At 56.0% G+C, this 15,825-nt stretch carries 17 protein-coding genes; 8 read left to right on the top strand and 9 right to left on the bottom strand.

Annotation, left to right across the window (positions count from 1 at the left end):
- Positions 1-91: 91 nt before the first annotated feature.
- Together ACLGE8_RS03120 and ACLGE8_RS03115 are read right to left on the bottom strand one after the other, a co-directional pair.
- On the bottom strand, positions 92-955 hold the full coding sequence (locus tag ACLGE8_RS03120; RefSeq protein ID WP_410996352.1) for a nucleoside-specific channel-forming protein Tsx: 864 nt from the start codon (positions 953-955) through the stop codon (positions 92-94).
- 298 nt (positions 956-1,253) lie between these two features.
- Positions 1,254-1,796: a DUF3251 domain-containing protein gene (locus ACLGE8_RS03115; protein WP_410996350.1), complete on the bottom strand. Its 543-nt coding sequence runs from the start codon at positions 1,794-1,796 to the stop codon at positions 1,254-1,256.
- A gap of 151 nt (positions 1,797-1,947) precedes the next feature.
- On the opposite strand from ACLGE8_RS03115, the gene nrdR reads away from it, so the two are divergent.
- From nrdR to pgpA, 6 genes are all read left to right on the top strand, one after another.
- Positions 1,948-2,397 (top strand): transcriptional regulator NrdR, encoded by a 450-nt coding sequence (gene nrdR, locus ACLGE8_RS03110; protein ID WP_052283888.1) that lies wholly within the window; start codon positions 1,948-1,950, stop codon positions 2,395-2,397.
- 3 nt (positions 2,398-2,400) lie between these two features.
- Entirely contained in the window at positions 2,401-3,504 is a 1,104-nt protein-coding gene (gene ribD, locus ACLGE8_RS03105) for a bifunctional diaminohydroxyphosphoribosylaminopyrimidine deaminase/5-amino-6-(5-phosphoribosylamino)uracil reductase RibD (RefSeq protein WP_410996348.1), read from the top strand.
- Between the two features lie 85 nt (positions 3,505-3,589).
- Positions 3,590-4,060, top strand: a complete 471-nt coding sequence (ribE, locus tag ACLGE8_RS03100; RefSeq protein WP_001021161.1) for a 6,7-dimethyl-8-ribityllumazine synthase — start codon at positions 3,590-3,592, stop codon at positions 4,058-4,060.
- 19 nt (positions 4,061-4,079) lie between these two features.
- Positions 4,080-4,499 (top strand): transcription antitermination factor NusB, encoded by a 420-nt coding sequence (gene nusB / locus ACLGE8_RS03095; protein ID WP_123650001.1) that lies wholly within the window; start codon positions 4,080-4,082, stop codon positions 4,497-4,499.
- 76 nt (positions 4,500-4,575) lie between these two features.
- Positions 4,576-5,547, top strand: coding sequence for a thiamine-phosphate kinase (thiL, locus tag ACLGE8_RS03090; RefSeq protein WP_410996346.1), 972 nt, complete (start codon positions 4,576-4,578; stop codon positions 5,545-5,547).
- Entirely contained in the window at positions 5,498-6,031 is a 534-nt protein-coding gene (gene pgpA / locus ACLGE8_RS03085) for a phosphatidylglycerophosphatase A (protein ID WP_410996344.1), read from the top strand. Before thiL ends, pgpA begins: the two co-directional genes overlap by 50 nt.
- Positions 6,032-6,180: 149 nt before the next feature.
- Here the strand turns inward: pgpA and ACLGE8_RS03080 are convergent, their stop codons facing one another.
- From ACLGE8_RS03080 to xseB, 4 genes are all read right to left on the bottom strand, one after another.
- Positions 6,181-7,155 (bottom strand): aldo/keto reductase, encoded by a 975-nt coding sequence (locus ACLGE8_RS03080; RefSeq protein WP_410996342.1) that lies wholly within the window; start codon positions 7,153-7,155, stop codon positions 6,181-6,183.
- Between the two features lie 63 nt (positions 7,156-7,218).
- Positions 7,219-9,081: a 1-deoxy-D-xylulose-5-phosphate synthase gene (gene dxs, locus ACLGE8_RS03075; RefSeq protein WP_410996340.1), complete on the bottom strand. Its 1,863-nt coding sequence runs from the start codon at positions 9,079-9,081 to the stop codon at positions 7,219-7,221.
- 18 nt (positions 9,082-9,099) lie between these two features.
- A complete protein-coding gene (gene ispA, locus ACLGE8_RS03070; protein ID WP_410996338.1) occupies positions 9,100-9,999 on the bottom strand; it encodes a (2E,6E)-farnesyl diphosphate synthase in 900 nt (299 codons plus the stop codon).
- Complete coding sequence (gene xseB, locus ACLGE8_RS03065; RefSeq protein ID WP_035894270.1) at positions 10,000-10,242, bottom strand: exodeoxyribonuclease VII small subunit; 243 nt, start codon at positions 10,240-10,242, stop codon at positions 10,000-10,002.
- A 190-nt stretch (positions 10,243-10,432) separates the two neighbouring features.
- On the opposite strand from xseB, the gene thiI reads away from it, so the two are divergent.
- Complete coding sequence (gene thiI / locus ACLGE8_RS03060; RefSeq protein ID WP_410996336.1) at positions 10,433-11,881, top strand: tRNA uracil 4-sulfurtransferase ThiI; 1,449 nt, start codon at positions 10,433-10,435, stop codon at positions 11,879-11,881.
- A 116-nt stretch (positions 11,882-11,997) separates the two neighbouring features.
- On the opposite strand, the gene yajL is transcribed toward thiI, so the two are convergent.
- Entirely contained in the window at positions 11,998-12,591 is a 594-nt protein-coding gene (yajL, locus tag ACLGE8_RS03055) for a protein deglycase YajL (RefSeq protein ID WP_410996334.1), read from the bottom strand.
- Positions 12,554-13,465 (bottom strand): 2-dehydropantoate 2-reductase, encoded by a 912-nt coding sequence (gene panE / locus ACLGE8_RS03050; RefSeq protein ID WP_410996332.1) that lies wholly within the window; start codon positions 13,463-13,465, stop codon positions 12,554-12,556. Before panE ends, yajL begins: the two co-directional genes overlap by 38 nt.
- A gap of 159 nt (positions 13,466-13,624) precedes the next feature.
- Between panE and ACLGE8_RS03045 the strand changes: the two genes are divergently transcribed.
- Positions 13,625-14,116 carry a YajQ family cyclic di-GMP-binding protein gene (locus ACLGE8_RS03045; RefSeq protein ID WP_220439711.1) on the top strand — a complete coding sequence of 164 codons (492 nt, stop codon included), beginning with the start codon at positions 13,625-13,627 and terminating at the stop codon, positions 14,114-14,116.
- A gap of 42 nt (positions 14,117-14,158) precedes the next feature.
- Here the strand turns inward: ACLGE8_RS03045 and ACLGE8_RS03040 are convergent, their stop codons facing one another.
- The gene (locus tag ACLGE8_RS03040; RefSeq protein ID WP_410996330.1) at positions 14,159-15,523 is read right to left on the bottom strand and encodes an MFS transporter; all 1,365 of its coding nucleotides are present in this window, start codon (positions 15,521-15,523) and stop codon (positions 14,159-14,161) included.
- Positions 15,524-15,825 lie beyond the last annotated feature (302 nt).

The following is a 15,825-nucleotide window of genomic DNA, read 5'->3' as shown; positions in this document are numbered from 1 at the left end:
GCTTTATCCCCGATGGCCCTGCCGCCCGCGTGGCAGTATGCGCCCGAAACAGGCCAGAGGGAAACCTCTGGCCTGTTTTGCGGTATCGAACTTAGAAGTTGTAACCTACAACAAAGTAACCACCCCAACCGGTAGACTTGGCGCTGAAATCGCCTTCGCCCCAGTTCAGGGTATTGCCACCTTGCCACTGACCGCCGTTATGGAAGTAACGAGCGACCACGGAGTAGTGCCAGTGATCGTAGTTCAGCGCCAGGATGTGGCTGGACGCGATGGAGTTGCTGGTACGGTTCGGTTCGTCACCGAGATCGGAACCCCAGTCGAAGTTGGTGAAGCCGATGTAGCTCAGCTTACCGCCCCACAGGTCACTGATTGGCACAAAGTATTTCACTTTGAAGCGGTAGCCATCCCACTCGTTTTCGTTCGCGGCGCCGTAGTTCTGCCACTGGTATTTGGCGTACACGTTCAGGGACAGACCCATTGGCAGGCCGGTGTCGATATCGGTACCCAGACCCATATACCAGGTGCTCTGGCGGCTGGCTTTGTTGTCACCCATATCGTAGATGTAGTTGTTCGCGAAGTACCACTCTTTGAACGGACCAAAGCTCAGGTCAGCACCGGTCAGCTTGTCGATAGAGAAGCGCGGTTCGATCTCCATGAACATTGGGGAGCCGTCAGACCATACGCCTTTATCGTTGCCGTTACCCCAGTCAAAGGTCTTAGGAATATCGATGTAGCCGTAGAAGTCGAGCCAGTCTTTTTTGGCAAACGCTTCATATTCCAGGTATACGTCGTTGTTCAGCTTTGGCGAGAAGCGGGTGTGATAGCTACCCACCACGTTTACGCTCTGATGCCACCAGTCGGAAACATACTGAGGTTGAGAGTCGCCTGCTGCGTTAGCAGTGAAAGATGCGGAGAGCGCCAGTGCAGCACCGGCTGCTAATAATGTTTTTTTCATATTTGTGCCACTAATAAAAAAAATCGAAAGAGAGTGATTTTTATCACCGAAGTTTTTCTAAATGTTTCGTGTTTCTGCGAGCCTATTATATGAATCCTTGCTCACGAAAATCAGTCACAGTTCACACATTTTTCAAACGCGTAATCGATTGCGTTCACGTTTGCGTAGTTTAGACGCCGCGATTGTACTGATGGGGTGAATTATTGCAAATGTTTACATACGAGAAATGTGTTTCAGGCGGGGGACAGAGAAGGCGAATTCAGGGGGAGTATTGTTACAACTTCCCCCTGTAGAACGGTTACTGTGCGTTGGCAGGCTGCACGTCGTGAATACGAACAAAGCCGAGCTGATCGGGGGTAACACCGTTAAGCTGCAGCGGGATATTGACGTCGCTCGGTGCCAGCACGCTTGCCGGCGCGGAGAAGAGCTGATTCTGCACGTTGACCTCTTGATACTGCTCGGTTGTGCCCTGAATCTGGCCCCATTCTACGGTGCCGGTGAAGGCCGGGAGCGCCTCGTTCGATTCCCCCTGAATGCGCAGCGTGACCGCCGTGCCCTGAGCGTTAGCGGCGATATTGCGCAATGACATGCGGAGGGTGCCCACCTGGCTGTTCAAACGGGCAGGGGTGTTAGCGCCGGGAAGCAGGTAGACACCGCGCGTTGATTTCGCATTCAGCGCGTTTTGCTGGGTGATTTTCACCGTCTCTTTATTGAGCTGCGTCATCTCGGTGCTGAGCGCGCTGATGCTTTGGTGCATCTGCTTGACTTCAGACTGCTGCGCGCAGGCGCTCAGGCTGACGAGGCTTCCCAGCAGGGCGATTCTTAGGTAACGTCTTGTCATGCTGTCTGTTTCCTTCTCTTCGGGATAACGCAATGGTAGCGCGCAATATGGCATCTGGCATCGATCCTTTGTCTCAAAAAGCGCTGCGCCTTTGTTGTATCCGCAGTTCAGGGTAAAATAGATTCCCATCACCTCATCGTCAGGACGTCGTATGCACTGCCCATTCTGTTTCGCCGTAGATACTAAAGTCATTGACTCCCGTCTTGTGGGAGAAGGTTCTTCCGTTCGCCGACGCCGGCAATGTCTGGTGTGCAACGAGCGCTTTACCACCTTTGAAGTGGCAGAACTAGTGATGCCGCGCGTGGTGAAAAGCAACGATGTGCGTGAACCGTTTAATGAAGATAAGCTGCGTAGCGGTATGCTGCGCGCGCTGGAAAAACGTCCGGTCAGTTCCGATGATGTGGAAATGGCGATTAACCATATCAAATCGCACCTGCGCGCGACCGGTGAACGCGAAGTGCCGAGCAAGCTGCTGGGTAACCTGGTTATGGAACAGCTGAAAAAGCTCGATAAAGTGGCCTATATCCGCTTTGCGTCGGTATACCGCAGCTTCGAAGATATTAAAGAATTTGGCGAAGAGATCGCCCGCTTACAGGACTAAGCTATGCACGATGAAATGTACATGGCGCGCGCGCTAAAACTGGCGCAACGCGGTCGCTTTACTACTCATCCCAACCCGCGCGTGGGCTGCGTGATTGTCAATCAGGGCGAGATTGTCGGCGAAGGTTTCCACTATCGCGCTGGTGAACCGCATGCGGAAGTGCACGCGCTGCGCATGGCGGGTGACAAAGCCAAAGGCGCTACCGCCTACGTGACGCTAGAACCGTGCAGTCACCATGGCCGCACACCGCCATGCTGTGACGCGCTGATCGCCGCGGGCGTTTCCCGCGTCGTTGCCGCCATGCAGGACCCTAACCCGCAGGTCGCGGGGCGCGGGCTGTATCGTCTGCAGCAGGCGGGTATTGAAGTCAGCCACGGTCTGATGATGAGCGAAGCTGAAGCGCTGAATAAAGGCTTCCTCAAGCGGATGCGTACCGGTTTCCCGTATATCCAGCTGAAGCTTGGCGCGTCGCTCGACGGCCGCACGGCGATGGCCAGCGGTGAAAGCCAGTGGATTACCTCGCCGCAGGCGCGACGCGACGTGCAGCGCCTGCGCGCGGAAAGCCACGCCATTTTAACCAGCAGCGCCACGGTGCTGGCAGACGACCCGGCACTGACCGTGCGCTGGGACGAGCTCAATGCCGAAACGCAGGCGCTCTACCCGCAGGAAAATCTGCGTCAGCCGCTGCGTATCGTTATCGATAGCGGCAACCGCGTGACGCCGGAGCACCGTATTGTGCAGCAACCTGGTGAAACGCTGTTTGCGCGCACGAAGGACGATACCCGTGTCTGGCCGGAGGGCGTACAAACGCTGAAAATACCGGGGCACAACGGCCATCTCGATCTGGTGCTGCTGATGATGCAGCTGGGCAAACAGCAGATTAACAGCATTTGGGTGGAGGCGGGGCCAACGCTTGCCGGCGCGTTGATTCAGGCGGGGCTGGTTGACGAGCTTATCGTCTATATCGCGCCTAAACTGTTAGGAAGTGATGCGCGCGGATTATGTATGCTGCCAGGCCTTGAGAAACTGGCCGACGCCCCCCATTTCAAATTCAACGAGATACGCCAGGTGGGCCCGGATGTGTGCCTGCATTTAACCACTGCGTGAGGCTTTCCTAATTAGAGGAAGCAGCGCCCAGAATATTATGATAAAATCCGCCCCCCTGCGGGGCAAATGAACCCAAAGGAAGAGTATGAACATTATTGAAGCTAACGTTGCTACCCCGGACGCTCGCGTCGCCATCACCATCGCGCGTTTCAACAACTTTATCAATGACAGCCTGCTGGAAGGTGCTATCGACGCCCTCAAGCGCATTGGTCAGGTTAAAGATGAAAACATCACCGTTGTTTGGGTTCCAGGTGCTTATGAACTGCCTCTGGCGGCTGGCGCACTGGCTAAAACCGGTAAATACGATGCGGTGATCGCGCTGGGTACAGTTATCCGTGGCGGTACTGCGCACTTCGAATATGTTGCTGGCGGGGCAAGCAATGGCCTGGCGCACGTCGCTCAGGACAGCGAAATCCCGGTAGCCTTTGGTGTTCTGACCACCGAAAGTATTGAACAAGCCATCGAACGCGCTGGCACAAAAGCCGGTAACAAAGGTGCAGAAGCTGCACTGACCGCGCTTGAAATGATTAATGTATTGAAAGCCATCAAGGCCTGATTTTTGTAAGGGGAAATCCGTGAAACCTGCTGCTCGTCGCCGCGCCCGTGAGTGTGCCGTCCAGGCGCTCTACTCCTGGCAGTTGTCCCAGAACGACATCTCCGATGTTGAATACCAGTTCCTGGCGGAACAAGACGTTAAAGATGTCGACGTCGTGTACTTCCGTGAACTGCTGTCCGGGGTGGCGACTAACAGCGCGTACCTCGACGGATTGATGAAGCCATACCTGTCTCGTATGCTCGAAGAGCTGGGTCAGGTAGAGAAAGCCGTACTGCGCATCGCGCTGTTCGAGCTGTCGAAGCGTGATGATGTGCCATACAAAGTGGCTATCAACGAAGCTATCGAACTGGCAAAAACCTTTGGCGCTGAAGACAGCCACAAGTTTGTCAACGGCGTGCTGGATAAAGCCGCTCCTGTCATTCGTCCCCACAAAAAGTAATCTTCAGGCCGGGTTTTGCCGAATCTCTTTCTGGCAAATCCCGGCCTTGTTTTATCCTTCTGCTGAGGCATAACGTATGGCATGCGGCGAATTCTCCCTGATTGCCCGTTATTTTGACCGAGTAAGAAACGCCCGTCTTGATGTAGAAACCGGAATCGGCGACGACTGCGCGTTACTCAATATTCCCGAAAAACAGACCCTGGCTATCAGCACCGACACGCTGGTGGTGGGCAACCATTTCCTTCCTGATATCGACCCGGCTGACCTGGCCCACAAAGCATTGGCGGTAAACCTTAGCGATTTAGCCGCAATGGGTGCAGATCCGGCCTGGCTGACGCTTGCGTTGACGCTGCCTGCGGTGGATGAAGCCTGGCTGGCGGCGTTCAGTGACAAACTGTTTGAACTGTTAAGCTATTACGATATGCAGTTGATCGGCGGCGACACCACCAAAGGGCCGCTGTCGATGACGCTGGGTATTCATGGCTACGTGCCGGTAGGGCGCGCGCTGAAACGCTCGGGGGCAAAACCGGGGGATTGGATCTACGTGACCGGTACGCCAGGTGACAGCGCGGCGGGTCTGGCGTTGATTCTGAACCAACTGACGATTGATAACCCTGAAGATGCGACCTATCTGCGTCAGCGTCATTTGCGCCCGACGCCGCGTATCCTGCAAGGGCAGGCGCTGCGTGACCTGGCAAGCTCGGCTATCGATCTCTCCGACGGTCTGATTTCCGATCTGGGGCATATCCTTAACGCCAGCGGCGTTGGGGCACGCGTTGATCTTGATTTGCTGCCGTACTCCGACGCACTGCGTCGTCACGTGCAGCCGGAACAGGCGTGTCGCTGGGCGCTCTCCGGCGGTGAAGACTATGAACTCTGCTTTACCGTTCCAGAACTGAACCGTGGCGCGCTAGAAGTGGCGCTGGGTCAACTGGGTACATCGTTTACCTGCATCGGACAAATCAGCGCCGATGTTGAAGGACTGCATTTCACCCAGGATGGGAAAGCGGTGCAGCTCGACTGGAAGGGGTACGATCATTTTGGCTAAGCGTGACGAAGCAAAAAGTCGTCTTAATTTACGCAATCCCTGGCACCTGTTGGCAACGGGGTTTGGCAGCGGCCTGAGCCCGATAATGCCGGGTACGGCTGGCTCGATTGCCGCCATTCCCTTCTGGTATGTGCTGACGTTTCTGCCGCTGCAGCTCTATTCACTGGTGGTGATGTTCGGTATCTGTATCGGTGTTTATATCTGCCGCCGCACGGCGCGTGATATGGGCACGCACGACCACGGCAGCATCGTCTGGGATGAGTTTATTGGTATGTGGATCACGCTGATGGCGATTCCGGTCATCAGTTGGCGGTGGGTATTGGCGGGGTTTGTGGTGTTCCGTATTTTTGATATGTGGAAACCCTGGCCCATTCGCTGGTTCGACCGAAACGTCCACGGTGGAATGGGGATTATGGTCGACGATATTATTGCTGGGGTGATTTCAGCGGGGATATTGTTTGTGGTGGGGCATTACATTCTGTAGTGCGTTTACCCTCTCCCTAAAAGGGAGAGGGAGAAAACCGCCTCGCCGCCTTTTGGTGGAGAGGGTGAAAACCGCAGCGAACGGTTCCCTCGCCCCTTTGGGGTGTACAGTCCGGGGAGAGGGTTAGGGTGAGGGGGACAACCCGCTCGTTACTTAAACCCAACCACCGGATGCGGCTGATACGGCGCTTCCATCGACGCAATCTGCTCCGGCGTCAGCGTAATATCCACCGCGTTCAGCAACTCATCCAACTGATCCTCGCGGGACGCCCCAATAATCGGTGCCGCAACGCCGGGTTTACTCAGCAGCCATGCTAATGCCGTCTGCGCCCGGCTGGCTTCAACCTCCTGCGCGACTCGCTCCAGCTCCCCGGCAATCTGCTCATCGTTCTCTTCGGTCGAGCTGTACAGCGTTTGCCCGAACTCGTCGGAAACCAGCCTTGCCGTCGTCTCGCCCCACGGGCGCGTCAGGCGACCACGCGCCAGCGGGCTCCACGGAATTACCGCTACCCCTTCCTGTGCGCAGAGCGGCAGCATATCGCGCTCTTCTTCCCGGTAGATGAGATTGTAGTGATCTTGCATGGTGACGAACGGCGTCCAGCCGTTGGTTTTTTGCAGCGCCAGCGCGTGAGCAAACTGACGAGCGTGCATTGACGACGCGCCAATAAAGCGCGCCTTACCGGATTTCACCACCTCATCCAGCGCTGCCAGCGTCTCTTCAATCGGCGTACGATAGTCCCAGCGGTGAATTTGCAGCAGATCGACGTAGTCCATCCCAAGGCGTTTCAGGCTGTCATCGATGGAGCGCAGAATTTGCGCGCGGGACAGCCCCTCTTCCAGGTCGCCCACCTGATGGTAAACCTTAGTCGCCACTACGACGTCATCACGGCGAGCGAAGTCTCGCAGCGCGCGGCCGACGATCTCTTCGCTGCTGCCGTCAGAGTAACTGTTTGCGGTGTCGAAAAAGTTGATGCCGCCTTCGATGGCGCGCTGGATGATGGGGCGACTGCTGTCTTCCGGAAGTGTCCAGGCGTGTTTACCCCGATCCGGTTCGCCGAAGGTCATACAGCCAAGGCAAAGACGAGAGACCCGAAGGTCGGTGTGTCCTAACGTATCGTATTGCATGAATCAGCTCCTGCTAGCGGGTAAGCGGTTTACCTTTAAGCATAGCAGGAGCGATGGGAAGGATTATGCTAGCCAGCCCGCGATCTTCGCTTCGATACCGGCGGCATCCAGACCGAGGTCGGCGCGCGCCTCTTCCTGCGTGCCCTGCGGGATGAAGAAGTCAGGCAGGCCAATACTGAGCACCGGCACCGGTTTACGATGCGCCATCAGCACGTCGTTCACGCCGCTGCCCGCACCGCCGATGATGGCGTTCTCTTCCAGCGTCACCAGCGAGTCGTGGCGTGCGGCCATCTCGAGGATCAGGCTTTCATCCAGCGGTTTCACAAAGCGCATATCCACCAGCGTGGCGTTGAGTTTCTCGGCGACGATTTCTGCTTCGGCTAGCAGGGTGCCGAAGTTGAGGATCGCCAGCTTCTCGCCTTCGCGTTTCACCACCCCTTTGCCGAGCGGCAGTTTTTCCAGCGGCTGAAGCTCAGCGCCGGTACCGCAGCCGCGCGGATAGCGCACCGCGCTTGGGCCGTTGCTGTAGTGGTAGCCGGTATAGAGCATCTGACGACATTCGTTTTCATCGCTTGGCGTCATGATGACGAAATCCGGAATGCAGCGCAGATAGGAGATATCGAATGCCCCCTGGTGCGTCTGCCCATCGGCGCCAACAATGCCCGCGCGGTCAATCGCGAACAGTACAGGCAGCTTCTGGATAGCCACATCGTGAATCACCTGATCGTAGGCGCGCTGCAGGAAGGTGGAGTAGATAGCCACGATCGGTTTATAGCCGCCAATCGCCAGGCCTGCCGCGAAGGTCACCGCGTGCTGTTCGGCAATGGCGACGTCGAAATACTGGTCAGGGTATTTTTTCGAGAACTCCACCATGCCGGAGCCTTCGCGCATCGCCGGGGTGACCGCCATCAGCTTGCTGTCTTTCGCCGCGGTTTCGCACAGCCAGTCACCAAAAATTTTCGAATACGACGGCAGGCCGCCGCTGCTTTTTGGCAGCTTACCGCTGGTGTGATCGAACTTCGGCACCGCGTGGAAGGTAATAGGATCTTTCTCGGCCGGCTCATAGCCACGGCCTTTTTTGGTCATGATGTGCAGGAACTGTGGGCCTTTGAGGTCGCGCATGTTCTTGAGCGTATTCACCAGCCCCAGCACGTCGTGACCGTCAACCGGCCCGATGTAGTTGAAGCCCAGCTCTTCAAACAGCGTGCCCGGCACCACCATACCTTTGATATGTTCTTCGGTACGCTTGAGCAACTCTTTAATCGGTGGTACGCCAGAGAAGACTTTCTTACCGCCTTCACGCAGGGAAGAGTAGAGCTTGCCGGAAAGCAGCTGTGCCAGATGGTTGTTCAGCGCGCCGACGTTTTCAGAGATGGACATCTCGTTATCGTTCAGCACCACCAGCATATCGGGCTTGATATCGCCCGCGTGGTTCATCGCTTCAAACGCCATCCCGGCGGTAATCGCGCCATCGCCAATCACGCAGACGGTGCGACGCTGTTTGTTCTCTTTGCCCGCCGCAACTGCAATACCAATACCGGCGGAAATCGAGGTGGAGGAGTGACCGACGCTCAGCACGTCGTACTCGCTTTCGCCGCGCCACGGGAACGGGTGCAGGCCACCTTTCTGGCGAATGGTGTCAATCTTGTCGCGACGGCCGGTCAGAATTTTGTGCGGATAGGCCTGGTGGCCGACGTCCCAGATAAGCTGGTCGAACGGCGTGTTGTAGACGTAGTGCAGCGCCACGGTGAGCTCCACCGTGCCAAGCCCGGAGGCGAAGTGTCCGCTGGAACGGCTCACGCTGTCGAGCAGGTAACGACGTAGCTCGTCACACAGCTTCGGCAGGCTCTCTTTTGGCAGCAGGCGCAATTCCTGAGTGGAATCGACCAGCGCCAGGGTCGGGTATTTGGCAATATCAAAACTCATCTGAGACTCATTTATAGTTTATTTGTCGCGCAGGATGATGTAGTTCGCTAGCGCTTCCAGTGCTGTGGTATCCAGTGATTGTGCGGCCAGCTCGGTAAGAGACTGACGGGCATCGGCAATAAGGTCACTGGCTTTAGTCCGGGCTTGCTCAAGGCCCAGTAGTGCAGGATAGGTGCTCTTGCCGAGCTGCTGGTCGGCACCCTGGCGCTTTCCGAGGGTCGCAGTATCGCCCACCACATCCAGAATGTCATCCTGAACCTGGAACGCCAGACCGATGCTTTCAGCATACTTATCCAGCAACGGCAGCGCCCTGCGGCCCTGTTCACCCGCGCTGAGTGCGCCCAGGCGCACGGCGGCACGGATCAGCGCACCGGTCTTATGACGGTGGATGCGCTCCAGCATTTCCAGATTAACCTGTTGCCCTTCGGCTTCCAGATCCAGCGCTTGACCCCCGCACATGCCCGCCACGCCGCTGGCGGTTGCCAGCTCGGAGAGCATTGCCAGACGATCGCGGTCAGAGACCTCGTGCATCGGCGCATCACTCAGTATAGAAAACGCCAGCGTTTGTAGCGCATCTCCAGCCAGAATCGCGCTCGCCTCACCAAATTTAATATGGCAGGTCGGCTGGCCACGGCGCAGGTCGTCGTCATCCATCGCCGGGAGATCGTCATGCATCAACGAATAGGCGTGAATGCATTCGACTGCCGCAGCGGGCGCGTCCAGCGTCGCAAGGCTAACGCCGAACATCTGGCCGGTGGCGTACACCAGGAAAGGGCGCAGGCGTTTACCGCCTAATAATGCGCCATACTGCATGGCATCAACCAGTGGAGTGTTCTGAAACGGCAGTGGCGCAATGAAACGGCGCAGCGCGTCGTTTGCCTGCTCAACGCAGGCATTCAGCTGTTGCGAAAAATCCATTTATTCAGCGTCCGGCGTGAAAGGCTCTAGTGGGGAATCTTCGTTATCGGCCAGCAGGATCTGCACGCGTTGTTCCGCTTGCTGCAGCTTCGTCTGCCCCTGACGTGCCAGCTGCACGCCGCGTTCGAATTCGTTCAGCGCCTCTTCCAGAGGAAGGGAGCCGCTTTCCAGACGGTTAACAATTTGCTCCAGCTCGGTTAAAGCGGTCTCGAAACTGGCCGGGGCTTCGTTTTTCTTTGGCATAGTGAATGTTTGGCTCTTGTTATGTCGCGACTGCGTCTATGGTAACGGAGTCTGGGTGTGAAGCAAATAACACGCAATGGTAAGCGGGATGATGGTATACTCCGCGTCCTGGACGTAGCGACCCTTGGTATGCTGCGATACATCTTTTTTCTCAAAGCCCCGTCGGGCTTGCCAACGAACCATTGCCGCCATGAAGTTTATCATTAAATTGTTCCCGGAAATCACCATCAAAAGCCAAACTGTGCGTTTGCGCTTTATTAAAATTTTAACCGGGAATATTCGTAACGTTCTTAAAAACTACGATGAAACGCTTGCCGTCGTTCGCCATTGGGACCACATCGAAGTGCGTTCCAAAGATGAAGACAAACGTCTGGTGCTTCGCGACGCGCTGACCCGTATTCCGGGTATTCACCATATTCTGGAAGTCGAAGACGTTCCGTTTACCTCGCTGCACAATATTTTTGAGCAGACGCTGCCGCTGTGGCGTGAAGCACTGGAAGGCAAATCTTTCTGCGTGCGCGTTAAGCGTCGCGGTAAGCACGAATTCACCTCAATTGAAGTGGAGCGTTACGTTGGCGGCGGCCTGAACCAGCACATCGAGACGGCGCGCGTGAAGCTGACTAATCCAGACGTGACCGTTAACCTCGAAATCGAGAATGATCGTCTGCTGCTGGTGAAAGGGCGCTACGAAGGCATTGGCGGCTTCCCGATTGGTACGCAGGAAGATGTGCTGTCGCTGATCTCCGGCGGCTTCGACTCCGGCGTGTCCAGCTATATGCTGATGCGTCGCGGCTGTCGCGTGCACTACTGCTTCTTCAACCTCGGCGGTGCTGCGCATGAAATCGGCGTTCGTCAGGTTGCGCATTATCTGTGGAACCGTTTCGGTAGCTCACACCGCGTGCGTTTCGTGGCGATCAACTTCGAGCCGGTGGTTGGCGAAATTCTTGAGAAAGTGGAAGACGGCCAGATGGGCGTCGTGCTGAAACGCATGATGGTCCGTGCAGCATCGCAAGTGGCTGAGCGCTACGGCGTACAGGCGCTGGTGACCGGCGAAGCGCTGGGCCAGGTTTCCAGCCAGACGCTGACCAACCTGCGTCTTATCGATAACGTCTCTGATACCCTGATCCTGCGTCCGCTGATTTCTCACGACAAAGAGCACATCATCGATCTGGCGCGTGAAATCGGTACTGAAGACTTTGCCCGTACCATGCCGGAATACTGCGGTGTGATTTCGAAGAGCCCAACCATCAAAGCGGTGAAGGCGAAAATCGAAGCGGAAGAAGCGAACTTCGATTTTGCGATTCTGGATAAAGTGGTTGCCGAAGCGAACAACGTCGACATCCGCGAAATCGCGCAGCAGACGCAGCAAGAGGTGGTGGAAGTTGAAACTGTCAGCGGCTTTAGCGAGAACGACGTGATTCTGGATATCCGCTCTATTGACGAGCAGGATGATAAACCGCTGAAGCTGGAAGGCGTGGAAATTGCCTCTCTGCCATTCTACAAGCTGAGCACCCAGTTCGGCGACCTCGACCAGAGCAAGACCTACCTGCTGTGGTGTGAGCGCGGTGTGATGAGCCGCCTGCAGGCGCTTTATCTGCGCGAGCAGGGCTTTACCAACGTTAAGGTTTATCGCCCATAAATAAAAAAACCGGCCTGGCCGGTTTTTTTATTTCAAGCCACCTGTAGGCCGGATAAGGCGTTTACGTCGCCATCCGGCTTTGTGTCCGATGGCGCTACGCCTATCGGGCCTACAGTTCACTCTTCGTAAAAATTATAAATCCCCGCCGCCATCACCAGCTGTGACGCAATCTCGTACGCCTTCTCGCGTCCAACAAGCAGGTCGATAATCTTCAACCCGAAATCAATCGACGTGCCAGGTCCCTGGCTGGTCAGCAGGTTGACGCGCGGGTCCCAGACCACACGCTTATCCTGCCACTGACCTTCAGGTATTTGGTCTTTCAGGGCCGGGAAACCTGTCATATTGCCGATAGGGAAGAGCTTATGGGGAACCAGCACGGTGGCCGCGGCCGCACAGATAGTGGCGACAATGCGCCCGGAGTTGTGAAACTGTCTCACCGTTTCTACCAGCAGCGGGCTATCGCGGAAGCACTCCGCACCTTTCATACCGCCCGGCAGAATGATGATATCGAAATCACCGTCCGCCACTTCAACTAGCGGGGCATCGGCCAGCAGCTTTACGCCACGGGAGCAGGTAATCGTCAGGTTGCCATCGCTGGCGACGCTGGCGGTGGTAACGCTGATCCCGCCACGCACTAACAGATCGATAGTGGTGACCGCTTCCATCTCTTCACTACCAGGAGCGAGGCAAATCAGTGCCGACGCGCTCATATTCACTCTCCTTACGTTTAACCTGCTCATACAACCGGGTATTTTCCGGCACCGGAATGCCGTGCGCCCGCGCGCGCTTGAGCAGGAAACCGGTGATATAGTCGATTTCCGTATGCCGAAGTGCGCGGATGTCCTGCAGCATGGAGGAAATGTTCTCCGCCGTCAGATCAATCACCTGGTTAACATAAAATAACAGACTTTCCGGAGAGGTATGAAATCCTTCCCGCGTCATGGTCATCGCCACTTCATCGCAAATACGCGCCACCTGCTCCTGATGGTGGCGAAGCTCACCGTTAGGGCAGTTCATCAGCGCCGTCATTGGGTTAATCACGCAGTTTACGGCGAGCTTACGCCACATAGCGGAGTGAATATTGTCGTGCCAGGCAACGTCCGGCAGCACCTCCTGGAGGGTTTCCGCAAGCTGGCTGTAGTCGTCATCGTAGCGTTTGGCCGGGCCGATGTGGGTGGTGCCGTTGGCGACATGAATGATGATATTGCCGTCGCGGCGGGCGGCCTGCGTGGTAGCCCCCAGCAGAATTGGCTGATGCAGGCCGTTAAGCTCCTGCAGCGTTCCCATACCATTATGAATCAACAAGATGGGCGTTGTTGTCGGAAGCGTCGCCGCCAGGCTTCTGACCGCATCTGAGACCTGCCAGGCTTTGAGAGTCACCAGCAGCAGATCGCTCTGCGCCAGGAAGTCGGGGTCGTTGGCGATAAATGAGTGGTTGAATACGCTACCGTCCAACTCCATCACATTGACGCTACAGTAGGGCTGAGGTACACGTAACCATCCTTGTACTTCAAATCCTTTTTTATGGAGCGCCGTCATCCAGAGTTGGCCTAGCGCACCACATCCCAAAACGGTAATTTTCAAACATCCTCCTTACCACACCAGATGCTGCTGGTATGTCATACTTCACGCGAGCACTCGAATGAGTATAGCGTTATCAACTAAGCTTCCGGGGATAACAAGTTGAGTTATGCCGTGTTGCAGGTATTATGCAACGCAAAAGAAACTAAGGGAGGGGAAAAGATGCCATCTTTCGATATTGTCTCTGAAGTCGATCTTCAGGAAGCGCGTAACGGCGTGGATAACGCAGCCCGTGAGGTTGAGTCTCGCTTCGATTTTCGCGGCGTAGAAGCGAAAATCGAGCTGAACGAAGCGAATAAGACCATTAAGGTGCTGAGCGAGTCTGATTTCCAGGTAAACCAGCTGCTGGATATCCTGCGCGCCAAGCTGCTCAAGCGCGGCATCGAAGGTACATCTCTTGATGTACCGGAAGAGTTCGTCCACAGCGGGAAAACCTGGTTTGTGGAAGCGAAGTTGAAGCAGGGTATTGAAAGCGCGATTCAGAAGAAAATCGTTAAGCTTATCAAAGACAACAAGCTGAAGGTGCAGGCGCAGATTCAGGGCGAAGAGATTCGTGTTACCGGGAAATCCCGCGACGATCTGCAGGCCGCGATGGCGCTGGTGCGCGGCGGTGACCTCGGTCAGCCGTTCCAGTTTAAAAACTTCCGCGACTGATCGTGAAAGTGCTGCCCACACTCCGGTGTGGGCAGTCTCGTCTTACCTGACGGCTATCGCCTGCTCAACCTCAAAGCGGTTCGTCACTTTGCTGTCAATCTTGATATAGGCGGAGTGCTCCTGCGCCACCACCAATACCTCTTTAACGCCCTCAGTCGCCAGCAGGCGCTCGCGCAGCGCGTCGTCGGCATCGACATCATCCGGGATCTGCACGCGCAGGCTGCTAACATACGGCGGCTCCTGCATCGTCATAGAGACCAGTAGCCAGACCGTTGCCAGTAGCGCACCGGCGAGGAACACCGTTTGTGAGTCGAATAAGCCGTCAATCCAGCCGCCCAACGAACCGCCGATGGCGACGCCAAGGAACTGGCTGGTGGAGTAAATCCCCATCGCCGTGCCTTTGTAGCCCGCCGGGGCCTCTTTGCTGATAAGCGAAGGCAGCAGCGCTTCCATCAGGTTAAACGCGAGGAAGAAAATCTGTACGCCAGCGACCAGTTCCCAGAAGTAGGTACCGGACCCCCACAGCACGATTTCGGCAATCAGCAGCAGGGCGATGCACAGCACGAATACGCGCTTCATGCGGCGCTTCACTTCGGCATAGATAATAAAAGGCACGACCGCGACAAACGAGACGACCATGGTCACCAGGTAGATTTTCCAGTGTTCGGCGGCTGGGAAGCCGGCAGACTCCAGTTGACCTGGCAGCGCCATGAAGGTCGACATCAGCAGAATGTGCAGACACATGATGCCGAAGTTCAGCTTCAGTAGTTTTGGCTCCATCAGCACTTTGCTAAAGCAGCCTTTGACCATCCCTGATTCGCGGTTGAGCACGTGGTTTTTGCTTTCCGGTACCACCCAAAGGGTAAGCAGGATGCCCAGCGTCGCCAGCCCGGCAATCATCCAGAACAGCGCGTGCAGGCCGAGCTTGTGGGTGATAATCGGGCCCAGCACCATTGCAATGGCAAAGGTGACGCCAAAGCTGACGCCGATAAACGCCATCGCCTTGGTACGGTTTTGTTCACGGGTCAGGTCAGAAAGCAGCGCCATAACTGCAGCGGCAATCGCGCCCGAGCCCTGTAGCGCGCGGCCGAGGATAATACCCCAGATAGAATCCGACATCGCCGCAATCACGCTGCCGAGCACAAAAATCGCCAGCCCGCCGACAATCAACGGTTTGCGGCCAATGCGATCGGAGATAAGTCCAAAGGGAATCTGGAAAACGGCCTGCGCCAGTCCGTAAATACCAATCGCCAGGCCAATCAGCGCTTCGCTTGCGCCCTGTAATGCCATGCCGTATGTGGTCAGAACCGGAAGGACCATAAACATGCCGAGCATACGCAAAGAAAATACGGTCCCTAAACCCCAGGTGGCGCGTAACTCACCCGGCGTCATTTTGTAATCGTTCATTCCCACCTCTATATAAAAGCTGGGAGTAGTGTAGTGCGGGGAGAGGGCAGGGTAAACAGACGCATAATTAACAAATATTACATTATTGAATCATTTGTGCGGAATAGAGACAGAAACAATAACCCTGCAGCCCGAAGGCCGCCGGAGTCAAAGCCCGGTCAGGCGGCTTTCTGCGATATCTGGCAAATGCCGTCGATCACTTTCAGTGAACGAAAAGCATCTGTCGCATCAATGATTGGCTCAGCCTCTCCGGGTTCATCTCTGGACCTGCGGCACAGCGCCCAGGTAATGCTGAAGGGCCA

Origin of the sequence: Kluyvera sp. 142486, assembly GCF_046569695.1 — a bacterium.
Classification (GTDB): Bacteria; Pseudomonadota; Gammaproteobacteria; order Enterobacterales; family Enterobacteriaceae; genus Kluyvera.
Note: the sequence above shows the minus strand (reverse complement) of the source record. Positions and strands in the feature narration are given on the sequence as shown.